General features: G+C 66.8%; 13 protein-coding genes and 1 pseudogene. 5 read left to right on the top strand and 9 right to left on the bottom strand.

What is annotated here, in order from left to right; genetic code table 11:
• Positions 1-5 precede the first annotated feature (5 nt).
• From thpD to FND50_RS05015, 4 genes are read right to left on the bottom strand one after another with little or no spacing between them, the layout of a single operon-like run.
• Complete coding sequence (gene thpD / locus FND50_RS05030) at positions 6-920, bottom strand: ectoine hydroxylase (RefSeq protein WP_144284955.1); 915 nt, start codon at positions 918-920, stop codon at positions 6-8.
• 37 nt (positions 921-957) lie between these two features.
• The gene (locus FND50_RS05025) at positions 958-1635 is read right to left on the bottom strand and encodes a GntR family transcriptional regulator (protein ID WP_005572088.1); all 678 of its coding nucleotides are present in this window, start codon (positions 1633-1635) and stop codon (positions 958-960) included.
• Positions 1622-2362, bottom strand: a complete 741-nt coding sequence (locus FND50_RS05020) for a hypothetical protein (protein ID WP_005254470.1) — start codon at positions 2360-2362, stop codon at positions 1622-1624. Before FND50_RS05020 ends, FND50_RS05025 begins: the two co-directional genes overlap by 14 nt.
• A gap of 34 nt (positions 2363-2396) precedes the next feature.
• Positions 2397-3140 carry an Asp/Glu/hydantoin racemase gene (locus FND50_RS05015; protein ID WP_144284954.1) on the bottom strand — a complete coding sequence of 248 codons (744 nt, stop codon included), beginning with the start codon at positions 3138-3140 and terminating at the stop codon, positions 2397-2399.
• 80 nt (positions 3141-3220) lie between these two features.
• Here FND50_RS05015 and FND50_RS05010 point away from each other — a divergent pair, with 80 nt between their 5' ends.
• From FND50_RS05010 to FND50_RS04995, 4 genes are all read left to right on the top strand, one after another.
• Entirely contained in the window at positions 3221-4195 is a 975-nt protein-coding gene (locus FND50_RS05010; RefSeq protein ID WP_144284953.1) for a D-2-hydroxyacid dehydrogenase, read from the top strand.
• Positions 4196-4231: 36 nt separating this feature from the next.
• The gene (locus tag FND50_RS05005) at positions 4232-5602 is read left to right on the top strand and encodes an amidase (protein WP_007300835.1); all 1371 of its coding nucleotides are present in this window, start codon (positions 4232-4234) and stop codon (positions 5600-5602) included.
• 141 nt (positions 5603-5743) lie between these two features.
• Entirely contained in the window at positions 5744-7234 is a 1491-nt protein-coding gene (locus FND50_RS05000; protein ID WP_144284952.1) for a protein kinase family protein, read from the top strand.
• Positions 7231-7578, top strand: coding sequence for a YidH family protein (locus tag FND50_RS04995; RefSeq protein ID WP_144284951.1), 348 nt, complete (start codon positions 7231-7233; stop codon positions 7576-7578). Before FND50_RS05000 ends, FND50_RS04995 begins: the two co-directional genes overlap by 4 nt.
• On the opposite strand, the gene FND50_RS04990 is transcribed toward FND50_RS04995, so the two are convergent.
• The 5 genes from FND50_RS04990 to treS all read right to left on the bottom strand — a co-directional run bounded on the left by FND50_RS04990 (position 7552) and on the right by treS (position 14040).
• Positions 7552-8454 (bottom strand): formylglycine-generating enzyme family protein, encoded by a 903-nt coding sequence (locus FND50_RS04990; protein WP_260851022.1) that lies wholly within the window; start codon positions 8452-8454, stop codon positions 7552-7554. The genes FND50_RS04995 and FND50_RS04990 overlap by 27 nt on opposite strands.
• A 75-nt stretch (positions 8455-8529) precedes the next feature.
• Positions 8530-9471 (bottom strand): HAD family phosphatase, encoded by a 942-nt coding sequence (locus tag FND50_RS04985; protein ID WP_144284949.1) that lies wholly within the window; start codon positions 9469-9471, stop codon positions 8530-8532.
• 5 nt (positions 9472-9476) lie between these two features.
• On the bottom strand, positions 9477-11015 hold the full coding sequence (locus tag FND50_RS04980) for an arylsulfatase (RefSeq protein WP_144284948.1): 1539 nt from the start codon (positions 11013-11015) through the stop codon (positions 9477-9479).
• A 108-nt stretch (positions 11016-11123) separates the two neighbouring features.
• On the bottom strand, positions 11124-11777 hold the full coding sequence (locus FND50_RS04975; RefSeq protein ID WP_054246095.1) for a hypothetical protein: 654 nt from the start codon (positions 11775-11777) through the stop codon (positions 11124-11126).
• A 61-nt stretch (positions 11778-11838) separates the two neighbouring features.
• Positions 11839-14040 carry a maltose alpha-D-glucosyltransferase gene (gene treS, locus FND50_RS04970; RefSeq protein ID WP_144284947.1) on the bottom strand — a complete coding sequence of 734 codons (2202 nt, stop codon included), beginning with the start codon at positions 14038-14040 and terminating at the stop codon, positions 11839-11841.
• On the opposite strand from treS, the pseudogene FND50_RS37540 reads away from it, so the two are divergent.
• Positions 14039-14647 (top strand): annotated as a pseudogene (locus FND50_RS37540) (DUF294 nucleotidyltransferase-like domain-containing protein); the annotation flags it as partial. The gene treS and the pseudogene FND50_RS37540 sit on opposite strands and share 2 nt — an antisense overlap.
• Positions 14648-14651: the final 4 nt, after the last annotated feature.

Here is a 14651-nt window from a genome sequence, read left to right as displayed (position 1 = left end):
TCACGTCAGGACAGCGGGGTGAAGTCGCGTGACGCGATGTATTCCGGCCGCGGACGAGGGGCGGCGAACGGCTCGACGAGGGTGTTCTCAACGCTGTTGAACACGAGGAACAGGTTCGACCGCGGGTAGGGCGTGATGTTGTTGCCCGACCCGTGCATGACGTTCGAGTCGAACCACAGCGCGGTGCCTGCGGCACCGGTGAACTGGTCGATCCCGAACTCCGCCGCCATCCGCGTCACGTCCTCGCGACGCGGAACCCCGACCTCCTGCGCGACGAGAGACGACATGTAGTTGTCGTCGGGGGTGGCACCGACGCACTGGACAAACCGCTTGTGCGAACCGGGCATCACCATCAACGACCCGTTGAACGGGTAGTTCTCGGTGAGCGTGATCGAGCAGCTGACAGCCCGCGGGACGGGAAGACCGTCCTCGGCGTGCCAGGTCTCGAAGTCCGAGTGCCAGTAGAAGCCGGTGCCCTTGAAACCGGGCATCGAGTTGATCCGGCTCTGATGGATGTAGACGTCGGAGCCGAGGAGTTGCCGCGCGCGGTCGAGAATCCTGCTGTCGCGGATCAGCGCGGCGACCGCGTCGCTGCGCCGGTGCACATCGAAGACCGAACGAACCTCGTCGGTGCCGCGTTCGGTGATGACGCGCCCGCTGTCGCGCATCGCCGGGTCCCGGGACAGCCGGTCGAGTTCCTCCCGGCACGACATCACGTCGCCCGCGTTCAGAAAGTTGTCGATGATCGTGAAGCCGCGCGACTCGTGTCCGGCAAGTGCCGACGAATCGAACGGCCCGTCGGCGGGTGTGCCCCACACTGCGGGTTCGCTCCGTGGGAGCATGGACGGCTCGGCGGCGATCCGAGTCGGGTAGCGATCGTGGCGGTTGGTGTGTCCCTGAACCTCAGTTACCTGGGTCATTGTCCCTCCTCGGCACTTACCCTCTACTTGACTGTCGCTACGACGACAGGGTCTTCTGGTCGGCGCGGAGCCGCTGGACGGCGTCGTCCAGGTGTTCGGCGAGCAGTTTCTGCACCTCTCCAGCTGTACCCGATCGGATCGCCTCGCGCAGGGTCGCGTGTTCCTGCGCCTGCTCGCGGATGTCGTCGTAGGTGGTCTGCAACGCACCCAGGCACATCCGGGTCTCGATCAGCAGTGTCCGCGCCGCCCGAATGAGCCGGGGGCTCTCCGAACTCTCCACCAGGATCTGATGGAACTGCTGGTCGGCGTCCGAGACGGCGGCGGCGTCGCCGCGCTCGGCCGCGGCCTGCATCACGAGCACGGTGGGTTCGAGCGCCAGGTACGTGGCTTCCCGGCGGCCGTCGTCGAGAATCATTTCGAGAGCCCCGCGCTCGATGACCGAGCGGCTGCGGTACACGTCGACGACGTCGTCGAGGGTCAGCTCCGTCACGAAGATCCCGCGATGACGGATGCTGTGCAGTATGCCCTCGGACACGAGCCTCTGCATGGCTTCGCGCAGGGGTCCGCGCGAGACCTGGAAATGCGCGGCCAGTTCCGCCTCGCCCAGCTGTGCACCGGGTTCGAGCGCCCCCTTCATGATGGCGATCCGCAGGCGGTCCGCGATGAATTCGGCAGTCGATTGACGACTGACGGGTTCCAGGTCAGTCAGAGCCATGACTGTGGCCTTTCTCGAACAAGGTTCCTAACGACGGGTTCACCGCCGTGTGGCCCGCAAGACGCAGGCCTTCCCAGATGGTCACCTGGTTTGCCGTGAGGACCGGCTTGCCGAGGCGCTGCTCGAGAGTACTCAGCGCACCCAGCGTCCTCATGGCCGTGTCGGGGATGAGCAGGGCTTCGGCGTCCGGGTGGTCGTTCTCCACCGCGAGTTCCACCACGGATTCCGGGCTGAGCAGACCGACCTCGGCCGCGGTGTCGATTCCCGCACTCGACATCGACAGCACCTCGATGCCGGCGGCGGCGAGGAACTCGACGAACAGCTTCGCGACGTCCTCCGGGTAGCTGGCGGCCACCGCGACGCGGGTGATCCCCAGCGCGTGCAGGGCGTGGACGAACGCGAAACTGGTGCTGGACGTGGGTACACCGGTGGCCGCGGCGAGCGTCTCGGCCTGCTGCTTCGCCCCGTCGGGGCCGTAGACGAAGCTGCCCGAGGTGCACGCCCACACGACGGCGTCCGGCTTCTCCTCGGCGAGGAGCGCGGCACCGCCTGCGAGCTTCTCCGGGCTCCCGAGGTCGAGCAGTTCGGGCACGGCGTGAAGGTCGGTGCCATAGATGTGCACGACCGGCAGATCCACTCCGAGCATCTCCGCGGCGAAGGGGTAGTCGTCCTCGGCGGCGTGATCGGGGTAGATGAATCCCACTGTGGGGGTCGGCGTGCTCGTCATGCGTTCTCCTCTTTCCGAGTCGTGAGGGGTGATGTCAGAAGACGTTGCGGAGCCACTTGCCGGGGCCCGTCATGGGGAGCTTCATCCGGCCGAGACAGGCCCAGATCGTGAGCTGGTTGGCGGTGAGGACCGGTTTGCCGAGTTCCTGCTCGAGCGGGGCGATGACGTCGTAGGTCGGCAGATTCGTACAGCTGACGAAGATCGCCTCCGACCTGGGGTCGTCCGCGGCGATGATCCGCTCGGCGATCGTGCGGTAGTTGACCTTCCAGATGCCACCGCCGAGCCCGAGGTGATCGGAGCGAACCACCTCGGTGCCCGCCTCGTGCAGGAACGCATGCAGCCGTTCGGTCAGGGGGGCGTCGTAGGGCGTGATCACCGACAGCCTGCTCAGATCGAGGTGTTCGATCGCCTCGACCAGCGCGCCGGACGTGGTGATCGCGTGCTGGGCGCCTGCCTCGCAGATCGCGTCGCACAGGGTTCGCTCGTAGTCGAGCCCTTTGATGAAGCTTCCCGACGTGCACAGATAGGCCACGACCTCGGGCTCGACGTGCAGGACGTCGCGCGTCGCCGCCATGAGGTGTCTTCGCTCGGACACGAGTTCGGCCATCTCCAGACTGACGGGCACGGGTTCGTACGGCGTGCGCGCCAGATGGAGGCTCACCTCGAGGGGAGCCCATCGCCACAGTTCTCGTTCGAGCGCCAGGTCGAACGGGGCGATGATGCCGATTCCCCGTTGCGCGATAGGCCCCTCGAATTCGGGAATGTTCAGTTCCAACACCAGGCCTCACCTTCGTTTCGGCCGCGCCCGAGCCTTTTCAGATTGTTGACAATCATACGAGTTACTCATACGGTGTCAACGTGAGTCGGAACCCGATCGTCGCGGTGCTACATGCCCAGGTCCTGCCGAGCGACGAACTCATGGCACCCGTCGCGGCCCGTGCCGAAGTTCGCTACACCGGCAAGGCGGGGCTGAGCGATGCCCTCGACGGCGCCGACGTGCTGTTCCTCTACGACTTCCTCACCGACGCGGTGCCTGGAGCTTGGCACGCCGCCGGCTCCCTGCAGTGGCTGCACATCGCCGCGGCCGGCGTCGATCCCGTCATGTTCCCCGAGGCCCGCGACAGCGACGTCACGATCACCAACTCACGGGGCGTGTTCGACGGGGCGATCGCCGAGTACGTGCTCGCCCAGGTCCTCTCGTTCGCAAAGGACCTGCCGGGCTCGCTCCGCCTGCAGCAGTCCCACACGTGGCAGCACCGGGAATCCGAGCGGATCGCGGGCCGCACCGCCCTGATTGTCGGCACCGGTCCCATCGGCCGCGCGATCGCCCGGCTTCTCCGCGCGGCGGGGATGAACGTCAGCGGATCCGGTCGCAACGCCCGCAACGCCGATCCCGACTTCGGGTCGGTCACCGCAACGGAAGATCTCCCGAAGCAGCTCGCCGTCGCCGACTACGTGATCGCGGTGGCACCGCTCACCGAGCAGACCCGCCACCTGTTCCGCGACTCGACATTCGCCGCGATGAAGCCAGGCGCCCGGTTCGTCAACGTCGGACGCGGTGAGCTCGTCCGCACCGACGACCTCGTCACCGCGCTCCGCGCGGGGACGATCGCGGGCGCCGCGCTCGACGTGTTCGACACGGAACCGCTCCCCGCCGGCCATCCACTCTGGGACATGCCGAACGTCTCGATCACACCCCACAATTCGGGCGACTTCGCCGGCTGGCGAGATGACCTCGTTACCGTGTTCACCGACAATTTCGAACGCTGGGTTACGGGGTACCCGCTCGAGAACGTAGTTGACAAGCACCTCGGGTACGTACCGAGCCGATGAAGACAGGGCCCGAACGTCCAGGCTGAAGGAGTTCTCATGAATCCCACCGACATGACCGCCGTCGAACTGGTCACGGCCTACTCGTCCGGAGAACTTTCGCCGGTGGAAGCGACGCAGGCGATGCTCGACGCCATCACCGAACGCGACCGCACCATCAATTCCTACTGCCTCGTCGACGAGGAGCGGGCGCTCGCGCAGGCCCGGAAGTCCGAGGAGCGCTGGAACACCGGCTACTCCAAGGGACTGCTCGACGGCGTTCCGATCTCGATCAAGGACATCTTCCTCACCGACGGCTGGCCGACACTCCGGGGTTCACAGGCCGTCGACGAGGACCAGCCGTGGAACGTCGACAGTCCCGTGGCCGCCCGACTCCGCGAGGACGGCATGGTGTTCCTCGGCAAGACCACGACCCCCGAGATCGCCTGGAAGGCCGTGACCGACAGCGCCCTGTGCGGGATCACCCGCAACCCTGCCGACCCGACCAAGACGGCCGGTGGATCTTCGGGCGGCAGCGCCGCCGCGGTCGCGGCGGGTCTCGGTCCCTGCTCCGTCGGCACGGACGGCGGCGGCAGTGTGCGCATCCCCGCCTCGTTCTGCGGCGTCGTCGGGTTCAAACCCACCCACGGTCGCATCCCGCTGTTCCCGGCGAGCCCGTTCGGACCGCTGGCGCATGCCGGCCCCCTCACCCGCACGGTCGAGGATGCGGCACTGCTGATGGACATCCTGTCGCTGCCGGACCCGCGCGACCCGACATCGCTCGCCCCGTTCCCGACCACCTTCCGCGGCGAGATCGGCCGCGACGTGGTCGGACTCGGCGTCGCGTACTCCCCCACGCTCGGCTATGTGACCGTCGATCCGGAGGTTCGGGCGATCGTCGACCGAGCCGTGCAGGCCCTCGACGCCGCGGGTCTGCCGGTCACCACCGCCGACCCCGGCTTCAGCGATCCGATCGAGGCCTTCGAGCTGCTGTGGGCGTCCGGGGCCGCGGCCATGTTGAAGAACTTCCCGGAGGGTGCGCGCGACAAGGTCGACCCGGGGCTCGGCAAGATCTGGGAGCGGGGCGAGAAGTTCAGCGCCGTCGACTATCTCGACGCTCGCGCGGTCGCCGCGGACATCGGCATCACGATGGGCAAATTCCACCTGACGCACAACGTCCTGCTCACACCCACCGTCCCGATTCCGGCTTTCGAGGCAGGTTTCGACGTCCCGCCGGGCAGCGACTTCACCAGCTGGCCGCAGTGGACCCCGTTCACCTACCCGTTCAACCTGACGCAGCAGCCGGCGATCAGCATCCCGGTAGGCCGCACCGCTGCGGGTCTGCCGGTGGGTCTGCAGATCATCGGCCCCCGTCACTCGGACGACCTCGTCCTCGCTGTCGCGCGATATGCGGAGCACGTCCTCGGCTAGGTCGACCGAAAAGCACACGTTTCGCGCTGCATCCGAGGATGATCAGCACTAGGCCCGGTGCGGCGCGAACGACTGCGCTGCTGCCCCGGGTGACAGTTGCCCGACAGGGTTTTTCGGGTCGGGGAGAGCCCGGGAGAGTAGATGACAGCGACGCCGGTGTCCGGGGTCCCGCCGCATTCGCCGCAGGACCCGGATCCGCTCGCCCCGGGCATGCTCGTCGCCACCCGATACCGCCTCCTCGGCCGGTTCGCCGGCCCCGACTGGGTGCAGTGGTGGCACGCGCACGACATCGAACTGCGCCGGGACGTCTCGCTCAGCCTCGTCGACTCGGCGCACGTCCGCGCCACCGATACGCTCCCGGATCCGGTGGTGCGGTTCTGCCGGAACACCACCGGAACCAGCTTCAGCCACGAGGGGCGGATCGCGCAGGTCTACGACATCGCGGCGGTCGGTAACCGGATCGCAGTGGTCGCGGAATGGACGCCTGGGTGGCGTGTCGCGGATGTCGCGCGCACGGTTCCGCGGCCGTTGGATGCCGCTCGCACCGTGCGGGACCTCGCCGCCGCGACCGCAGACGCACACCATTTCGGTGCCCGCATCTCACTCGATCATCCCAACCGGGTGCGGATCTCCCGGGAAGGACTCGCGGTCCTCGCCTTCCCCGCCACTCTCGCCGACGGCAGGGCGGCCGACGACGTCGCGGGGCTCGGGGCGCTGCTGTACGCCCTGTTGCTCGGTACGTGGCCGCTGTCCTCGTCCGGCGAGACCCGGGCAGCCGGACTGCCCCCGGCAGGCAGGCGTGGTGACGGTTCCGTCGTCGCGCCGCATCGTGTGCGGCCCGCGATTCCACGACGTCTGTCCGACGTGGCGATGAACGCCCTCGCTCGACGACCCGGGATGGCCACCGCACAGGCAGTCGTCGACGCCCTGGACCGCATCCTGGCGGACGCGCGGGCTCGCTCGGCATCCGCATTCGCTGCGACCACGAAGAGAGCCCGCCCGGCACCCGCCAACCGGGCCGCCCGACCGAGCGCGCCACTTCCCGCGTTGAGCGGCGCACTCGCCCTGGTCGTCGCGCTCGGCGCCGCCGGGTGGGCGGCGGGTGCCACATTCACCTCGTCGGACGCTCCCCCGGCCGCCGTCGCGGACAGCATGCTCAGTCAGATCGCGCCGGTTCCGGACCCCCTTCAGACACCGCTCACCCCGTCGTCCGCGGCCGTCTACTCCCCTCTGCGCTTCCCCGACAACGGTGTCACTGCCTCCCTCGCCGTCGACGCGAACCCCGCGACATCCTGGGCGACCGACCGCTACCCGCAGCAACTGTCGGCGACGAAGCGAGGAGTCGGTCTGATCGTCTCGTTTCCCGGGCCCGTCGATCTGCGGACCGTCTTGATCGACTCCCCGACACCGGGCACCACGGTCGAGATCCGGACCGTGCCCGTCGCGTGGGCGACCATCGATCGCACCCAGGTGATCGGCGCTGCCACGCTCGGCGACGGGGTCACCCAGATCGTGGCCCGGACGCCCGCACCCACCGACCGGGTCCTCGTCTGGATCTCGGGACTGTCCGGCGGCGAGTCCGGGTTCCAGTCGCGCCTGTCGGAGATCGGCTTCCTGGGTAGCGGCGCATGAGCCGCAACATCTTCGGCCCCACGCAGCCGAACGAGGGAAGCACCGCGCGCGACCATCTGGCGAACGAGCGAACCTACCTCGCCTGGCATCGCACCGGTATCAGCGTCGCCGCGCTCGGTGTGGCGGTGGCGAAGTTCGCGCCGCACCGCGGCGGTCACGCCGTGGCTGCCGGATTGATCCTGATCGCCGCGGGGCTGCTGGTATCCGCCTACGGCACCGTCCGCTACCGGGTCATCAGCCGGCAGCTCGAATCCGGGGAGTTTGCGCCGGCAACGTTCGCCGCCGTCGTCACGTCCAGCGTCGTCACAGTGCTCGCGCTACTCGCTGTGGTGGTCCTGATCTGATCCGGGTAAGGCCGTGACGCAGCGGAATCCGATGTGGCTCATCCCGGTGTCGACCATCTGCGGCCGCCGTGCAGCGGGCCGGTACCGCCGGCAGTAGCTGTCGGCGCACAGGAACGATCCGCCCTTGATCACCCGCCGGGGCACCCGGAACTGGGGTTGGCGGGGGTCGAAGCTCTCCGACATGCCGGGACCACGCGGATTGCGTGGCGCGCAGCACGACTCCGCTGTGTCGGCGTGGCGGTCCGAGTACCAGTCGGCGGTCCATTCCCACACGTTTCCCGCCATGTCGAACAGACCGTATTCGTTGGGCGGATAGCTACCGACGGCGGTCGTGGTGCCGTACCCGGGGTCCGCGCGCCACGGGAACTCCCCGTGCCAGTAGTTCGCCAGCGGAGGGGATTCGCTCTCGGGGGCGTCACCCCAGGTGAATTCGGCGTGGTCGAGTCCGCCGCGCGCTGCGGCCTCCCATTGCGCCTCGGTGGGCAGGGACCGCCCCGCCCACTGCGCGTACGCTGCCGCATCCTCGTGGGCGACGTGGACGACGGGATGCTGTTCGCGGCCGGTGATCGTCGACGCGGGTCCCGTGGGGTGGCGCCAGGATGCGCCAACAGTCCAGGTCCACCACTGACTGAGGTGACGGAGATCGACCGGGCCCCGAGTGGGGGTGAACACCATCGATCCCGGTTGCAGGTTCTCGGCGGGAGCGCCGGGGAAGTCGGCGGGGTCCAGCGGCCGCTCCGCGACGGTCACATAACCGGTGTCTCGGACGAACGCGGCGTACTGCGCGGTGGTGACCTGGTGGGCCTCGATGGCGAAAGTGTCGATCGCGACTCGATGCGCCGGACTTTCTTCCGGATAGTGCCGATCCGAGCCCATCGTGAAGGTGTGAGCGGGGATGTGCCGGACTTCGGAGACGGTCTGGGTATCCAACACGCCTTCCCTTCTGCCTGATCAGGTGACGGCCGGCGAGAAGATGCTCGTCCAATCGTTCTTCATGCTTACCACGGTCCAGTTCTTTCCTCGTGCGTGTTCGAGGGCCTGCTCCGCGCCGGCGACATAGTCGAATTCGCGATCGGCGTCGTCGTGCAGGATCAGCACCCGAAGCGCCGGGCGGTCGGGTAGCCCGGAGAACGCGAGCATCGGCAGGTCACCGTTGGAGTTGCCGACCGACAGGATCGGCCGTCGCCCGATCCGGCTCCAGATTCGGACCGGTTTCTCCGGCCCGTCGTCGAAGAAGTCCATCGCGGCCTTGTAGAGCAGGTCGCTCGTGTCCGCCCCTTCACGGTACGAGAGGCCGAGGGCACTGCCGATGACGCGTTCCGGCGGAATCCCGTAGAGCCGTCCGGCGACCGGGCGCATGAAGTCCCGGTCACCACCGGACGCGATGTAGATCGTGAATCCGTTCGCCTCGAGATAGCGCAACAGTTCGACCATCGGCGCGTATCCGCAGCCGGAATACGGGCGGCCGAGCGTCGGGTGGTCCGCGTCGTCGAAGAAGGACCGGACCCGCGCGTCGTAATTCTCGACGGTGATCGAATCGAACGCCTCGGTGACTGCGCCCATCAACAGTTTCAGGTCGCCGTCGTCGCCCCGATAGTGCTTGACCATCGCCGCACCGAGCCACTGAAGGTCGTGCTCGTGGGCCGCCTTCCACGGTTGCATCTGCTGCAGGTCGGAGTCACCTGCGGCCATCTCGGCGAAGCGCCGGATGGTGAAGTCGAGCTGGATGGGCATCGGCTTCTCACACCAGAGTGTGCCGTCGTTGTCGAATACGGCCACGCGGTCCGCGGGCTCGACGAAGTCCGGTCCCCGTGTCGTCACCCGCCCGACGAAGTCCTCGATCGCGGACCGCGTCGATCCGTCCGCCCAGGAACCACCCAGCCCGCCCCCCACGTCGCTCAGTCCTTCGCCAGGAACGCGTGCAGCTTCGCCACCGCGTGGTCGATCGTGAAGCTCGCCGGCTCGTGCCTCGGGGGGAACTCCTTGAACGTCTCGAGGAATTGACTCGTGATGAATGTCCCGTAGATGGCGATGTAGTCGTGGTCGAGGAACCAGTCCCAGTAGGTGTTCGACGTGATGTCGGCACGCTCGAACGGGTCGGTGCGCAGGTTGAACAGTTTCGGCAACCGCAGTTGGGTGAACGGCTCCGCCCACAGCCCGAGGGTGCCCTGCGCCCGCTGCTCCATGAACACGATCTTCCAATTGTCGAAACGGATGCCCAGCACGTCGCAGTCGTCGGAGAAGTACACCATTCCCCGGCGCGGGGACGTCTCGACCTCACCGGTGAGGTACGGGAGCAGGTTGTAGCCGTCGATGTGCACCTTGAACGTCTTCTCGCCGATCGTGTGCCCGGTCTTCAGTTGCTCCACGACCTCGGGTGCACCCGCGGCGGCGAGGAAGGTGGGAAGCCAATCATGGTGCTGAACGATCTCGTTGGACACCACGCCGGCTGGGATCTTGCCCGGCCAGCGGATCACCTCGGGGACGCGGAACGCGCCCTCCCAGTTGGTGTCCTTCTCACTGCGGAACGGGGTGGTCGCGCCGTCCGGCCAGGTGTTCGCGTGGGGACCGTTGTCGGTGCTGTAGATGACGATGGTGTTCTCGGCGAGACCCAGCTCGTCGACCGCGTCGAGAAGTTGGCCGACGTGCTTGTCGTGATCGATCATGGTGTCGTGGTACGGCGACTGCCAGTGCCCGGCCTGGCCGACGCTTTCCGGCTTCGTGTGAGTCCTCAGGTGCATGTGCGTCGTGTTCATCCACACGAAAAACGGTGTCTCCGCTTCCTTCTGCCGCGTGATGAAGTCGATTGCCGCGGAGACCGTCTCGTCATCGATGGTCTCCATCCGCTTCTTGCTCAACGGACCGGTGTCCTCGATGCGTTGCTTCCCGACCGGGCCGTACCGCGGATCGACCTCACCCGCGTCCTCCTCGGTGGCGAAGCAGTGCAGGACACCACGCGGCATCATCACCTCGTGCAGTTTGGGATAGTCCTGTGCGCTCGGGTAGTCGGGGAGCTCCGGTTCTTCCTCGGCGTTCAGGTGATAGAGGTTGCCGAAGAACTCGTCGAACCCGTGAGCGGTCGGCAGATACTTGTTCAGATCGCCGAGATGGTTCTTTCCGAACTGTCCGGTGGCGTATCCGAGGGGCTTGAGGAGTTCGGCGATGGTGGGGTCGTCAGGCGACAATCCGACGTCGACTCCCGGGATTCCGACCTTGCTCATGCCGGTGCGATACACGCTCTGCCCCGTGATGAACGACGCGCGACCCGCCGTGCAACTCTGCTCACCGTAGGAGTCGGTGAACTTCATGCCCTCGTCGGCGAGACGGTCGATGTTCGGCGTCCGGTACCCCATCAGTCCGTCGCTGTAGCAGCTGAGATTGGTGATACCGATGTCGTCGCCCCAAATGACCAGGATGTTGGGTTTCGCGTCCGTCATCTGTCTCTCCTCGCATCATCGGGGGAATCGCAGTCCTGACGTTGCTCGCGGTGCGCCCGCGCCACATCACCCGCACCGGGTGAGAACCTCGTGTCCGAGTACCGGCCGTCAGTCCGGGGGGATCGACGGCGGTCGATCCACGGCGAGGATGTACACGCTGATCACCATCACCCACGCCGGGAAGACCAACGTCACCCAGAGACTGAAACTCACGACCACCAGCAGGGTGAGTGACAGCAGGTAGGTGCTGACAGCCAGCCATCGCGGCATCAGTCCGGTGCGCAGCCAGATGGTTCCCAGCGAAATCATGAACACCCCGGCCATGCGAACCCCGTAGACGTTGTTCACATGCAACATCACTTCGCGCCCGAAGAAGACGAGGTCGTTCTGCGGAACGCCGGAGAGCCGGGACACGGCGAGGAGCCCGCCTGCGATTGCCGTCGACACGAACGTCATGGCGAGAAACAGCAACCCACTGCCGAGGAAGACGGTCGAGAAGAATCGGTCTTCGAGGTCCCCGAGCCGGTCGCGGATGACACCGATGAACCACAGGAACGCGATGCCCGCGAAGGGTGCGAGTATCAGGGCTGCCGTGATCTGCCGTTGGTGGTGTAACCACGGGGTCGCGGCTGCGCCGGGCAGCGCGCTACGCAGCAGAACGATGCTCGAGGCGAACAGGACACCGAAGACGACACCGGCGACCGCCGCGGCCCGTGGAGTCCGTAGCTGGTGAAACTCGGCGTCGCTCTGAGTGCGGGCCATGAGATCAGTCTTCGCCGAGGTCGAGCTCCAGGGCAACAGGGAGCCCGAATCGTACCCGGATTCAGCCCGCGTCGTCCGCCCTGCCCGGCCGCACGACTACAGGAACTCCCTCATAGGGCGCGAGGGAGATAGGGAAGCTGTGGAGTTCGTCGACTGTGCCGATCTGTTCGTCGGTGAACAGGTTGACCGCAGGCGATCCGGCCGGCAGGAACTGGGACTGCACGGTCGCGGCGATCTCCTCGGACGTGAAGTTGAGAACCGTGACTTCGAGACTCGAGTCCGCCAGTTCGTGGACCATGACGAGCAGCCCCTTGTGCGACACCGTGGGCACGTCGAGCTGAACCGCGGTGGCGATGCCGAACCGGTTTCGGATGTCGATGATGCGGGCGAGACCACGAGCGAAGGACGCCGGATCCTGCAGTTGCACCGGCAGACTCCCGTACAGGCTGGTGCCCCGGGGGATGCCCGACTCCGACCGGGCCGCTTCGGGATTGACCCCCATCAGGTCGTGCGCGCCGCGGTTGATCCAGCGGGTGTCCCCTTCGGCGAGAAGGTCGGCGACCTCCTCGGACGGCACGGGAAGCAGCCCGCACAGATCCCAGCCCGACAGGGCGAAGACACCGGGCTGGAGCGCGTTGAACATCGCCAGGAGTAGATGCGCCTGTTTGACCGTGTCGATGTCGGCGGCATCCATCCTGTCGAGGTCGCGGATTCCGAGCGCAGCGGTGATGACGCTGGCGGTCGTGCAGGCGATCCCGTTGGTCGTGAACGTGCGGTTGTACGGGGCCCAGCGCCCGGTGAGCCGCTCGCACAGATCCTTACGGATGCGATCACCGAGATCGGACCCCGTGACCGACTCACCGCCGTACGCGAACTCGTCGTCCTTGTGCAGCGTCGCGAAGTGGACCAGCTCGAACGTCAGCTCGTCGTGATTCTGCAGCGCATGGACGAGCGACGCGGCGTCCACACCGTGATCGCGGGCGAGGTTCATGGTGAGCCGGAGAAATTCGGTGTTCCCCATGACGAGGGCGTGATGGTAGGCGGGGCGATTGATGAAGTCGTAGGACAGGTCGGCTCCGGTGGTGCCCATCGCCTTGATGTCGTCGATGGTGAGGTTCAGTTCCTGGAACGTGAATCCCCCCATCTTCCGCACGATGCTGGCGATCAGGTGGTTCGCCGCCTCCGACAGTGGATGCCCTTCCGACCAGCCGGGCAGTCCTTCGGTCCGGCGTTCGACCCCGAGGAATCCGTTGGCGTCCAGTCGAAGAGCGCCCGCACCGAGGTCCGCGATGGAGTGGCAGGCGTCCCCGATGACGAGGCGCATGCCCGCGAACGACGGATCCAGCCAATTGATGGAGGGCTGCCCGGCCTTGAAATAGTGCAGGTACACCCACCTGCGCTCGATGCCGTCCACCCCCTTCACGACGGGGGTGACACTCCAGTTGGTTTCCTTGACACCGAGTTCGTAGAAGATGACGCGCTGGAGTTGACCGATGATGTACCCGGCCCGGGCGAGTTGCGCCTCGGTGTCGGCGTCGATGTTGACCGAGTCCTGGCCTTCCGGCACGCGGGGAAGCAGGTGCCAATCCTGTTGTTCGATTTCCACCATGTGATAGATGCCGGGGTAGTCGGCGTACGCCATCTCGGCGAGCCGGAAGTCGGCGCCCTTGCCGGTGTGACCGGGGACGATGTCGTCGATGACGATGCCGTCGTATGCTGCGGCGACGACGCAGAGCTTGCGGAACTCCTCTTCGGTCCCGAAGGCCGAGTCGATCTGCATGCTGATGCGATCGAAATGGCCGTCCACCGACGGCGTGGCCCGCCAGCCGTTGATCCCGCCTGCCTGCTTCACCGGCCCGGTGTGGACGGCCGTCACCCCGATCTCGGAGAACGCCTGCCACAGGGACTCGTCGCCGAGCGAACTCAGGAAACTCGCGCCCGGCGCCGTGATGATCGAAATCGGGTACGCCGTGAACCACACCGATCCGCGTTCCACCGCGGCGCGCGGATTCGGATCGGCATACGGGTTCTGCCACATGCTGCCCTTGCCGGACAACTGCTCCGCGATCAACTTCGCATCGTGCAGGATCGACTGACTGATCAGCCACTCCACATAGTTCGGGTTGTCCGGCACGGGCTCACCCGTCTGCGCATCGACCCTGGTCGCACGGCGGACCGACGGTTTCAACGGCCGCGGGCGCGCCGGGTAGAACTGCTCGTCGTAGCTGATCTCGCTGGGCTCGTGATGGATCTCGGGGTTCATGGTCCTCCGTCGTCATCTCGTCTGCTCCGCCGCACCGGTCGGCTACCCGTCCACCGTCCCACGGAAACGACCGCCTGGCATGCGGAGTTGGATGACTGTCAGCGGAGCGCGGAACTTTCGGGTGCGACGAACTCGGCGGAGGAACGCTCCCCGCGGGATCGACTGCGGGTCGAATCGATACCGGCTACCTCACCCGCGAGATCGACCGGCGACCTCGATGCCCTGGCTCGAATGGTGGAGGTCGAGTTCTTCGCCGCCTGGCACACGGATCGTCGAGGCAGGCGAGGCCGCACTCGATGACTTCTTCGTAGTCCGCACCGGAGAGGTCGAGGTGATCGACGCGATCATCAGGCGGCTCGTCGAGCTGACCGACGTCGGCGCCGACCACGTTCCCCACCGGACGTCCTGGCTGCTTCTCGGGTCGATGGCCCGGCGCGAACCGCTCCCCAAGTCGGACCTCGACACCAGCCTCGTCTGGGAAGACCTTCCCGGGACGGACTCCCCCGCCCGAAAGTTGCAGAACTGGGCCGGGCGCGTCCTGGACAACATGGAATGCTGCGGCCTGCCCCGCTGCGCCGACGGCGCCAACGCGACCAATCCCCTGTTCACGC

This window comes from Rhodococcus sp. WB9, from assembly GCF_007558985.1.
GTDB classification, from domain to species: Bacteria; Actinomycetota; Actinomycetes; order Mycobacteriales; family Mycobacteriaceae; genus Rhodococcus_F; species Rhodococcus_F opacus.
This window is presented reverse-complemented; position numbering and strand designations above follow the sequence as displayed.

Excerpts from the sequence above, each read along its gene's own strand:
- thpD (WP_144284955.1), bottom strand. The coding sequence starts at position 920 with ATGACCCAGGTAACTGAGGTTCAGGGACACACCAACCGCCACGATCGC.
- FND50_RS05025 (WP_005572088.1), bottom strand. The coding sequence starts at position 1,635 with ATGGCTCTGACTGACCTGGAACCCGTCAGTCGTCAATCGACTGCCGAA.
- FND50_RS05020 (WP_005254470.1), bottom strand. The coding sequence starts at position 2,362 with ATGACGAGCACGCCGACCCCCACAGTGGGATTCATCTACCCCGATCAC.
- FND50_RS05005 (WP_007300835.1), top strand. The coding sequence starts at position 4,232 with ATGAATCCCACCGACATGACCGCCGTCGAACTGGTCACGGCCTACTCG.
- FND50_RS05000 (WP_144284952.1), top strand. The coding sequence starts at position 5,744 with ATGACAGCGACGCCGGTGTCCGGGGTCCCGCCGCATTCGCCGCAGGAC.
- FND50_RS04995 (WP_144284951.1), top strand. The coding sequence starts at position 7,231 with ATGAGCCGCAACATCTTCGGCCCCACGCAGCCGAACGAGGGAAGCACC.
- FND50_RS04990 (WP_260851022.1), bottom strand. The coding sequence starts at position 8,454 with ATGGGCTCGGATCGGCACTATCCGGAAGAAAGTCCGGCGCATCGAGTC.
- FND50_RS04980 (WP_144284948.1), bottom strand. The coding sequence starts at position 11,015 with ATGACGGACGCGAAACCCAACATCCTGGTCATTTGGGGCGACGACATC.
- FND50_RS04975 (WP_054246095.1), bottom strand. The coding sequence starts at position 11,777 with ATGGCCCGCACTCAGAGCGACGCCGAGTTTCACCAGCTACGGACTCCA.
- treS (WP_144284947.1), bottom strand. The coding sequence starts at position 14,040 with ATGAACCCCGAGATCCATCACGAGCCCAGCGAGATCAGCTACGACGAG.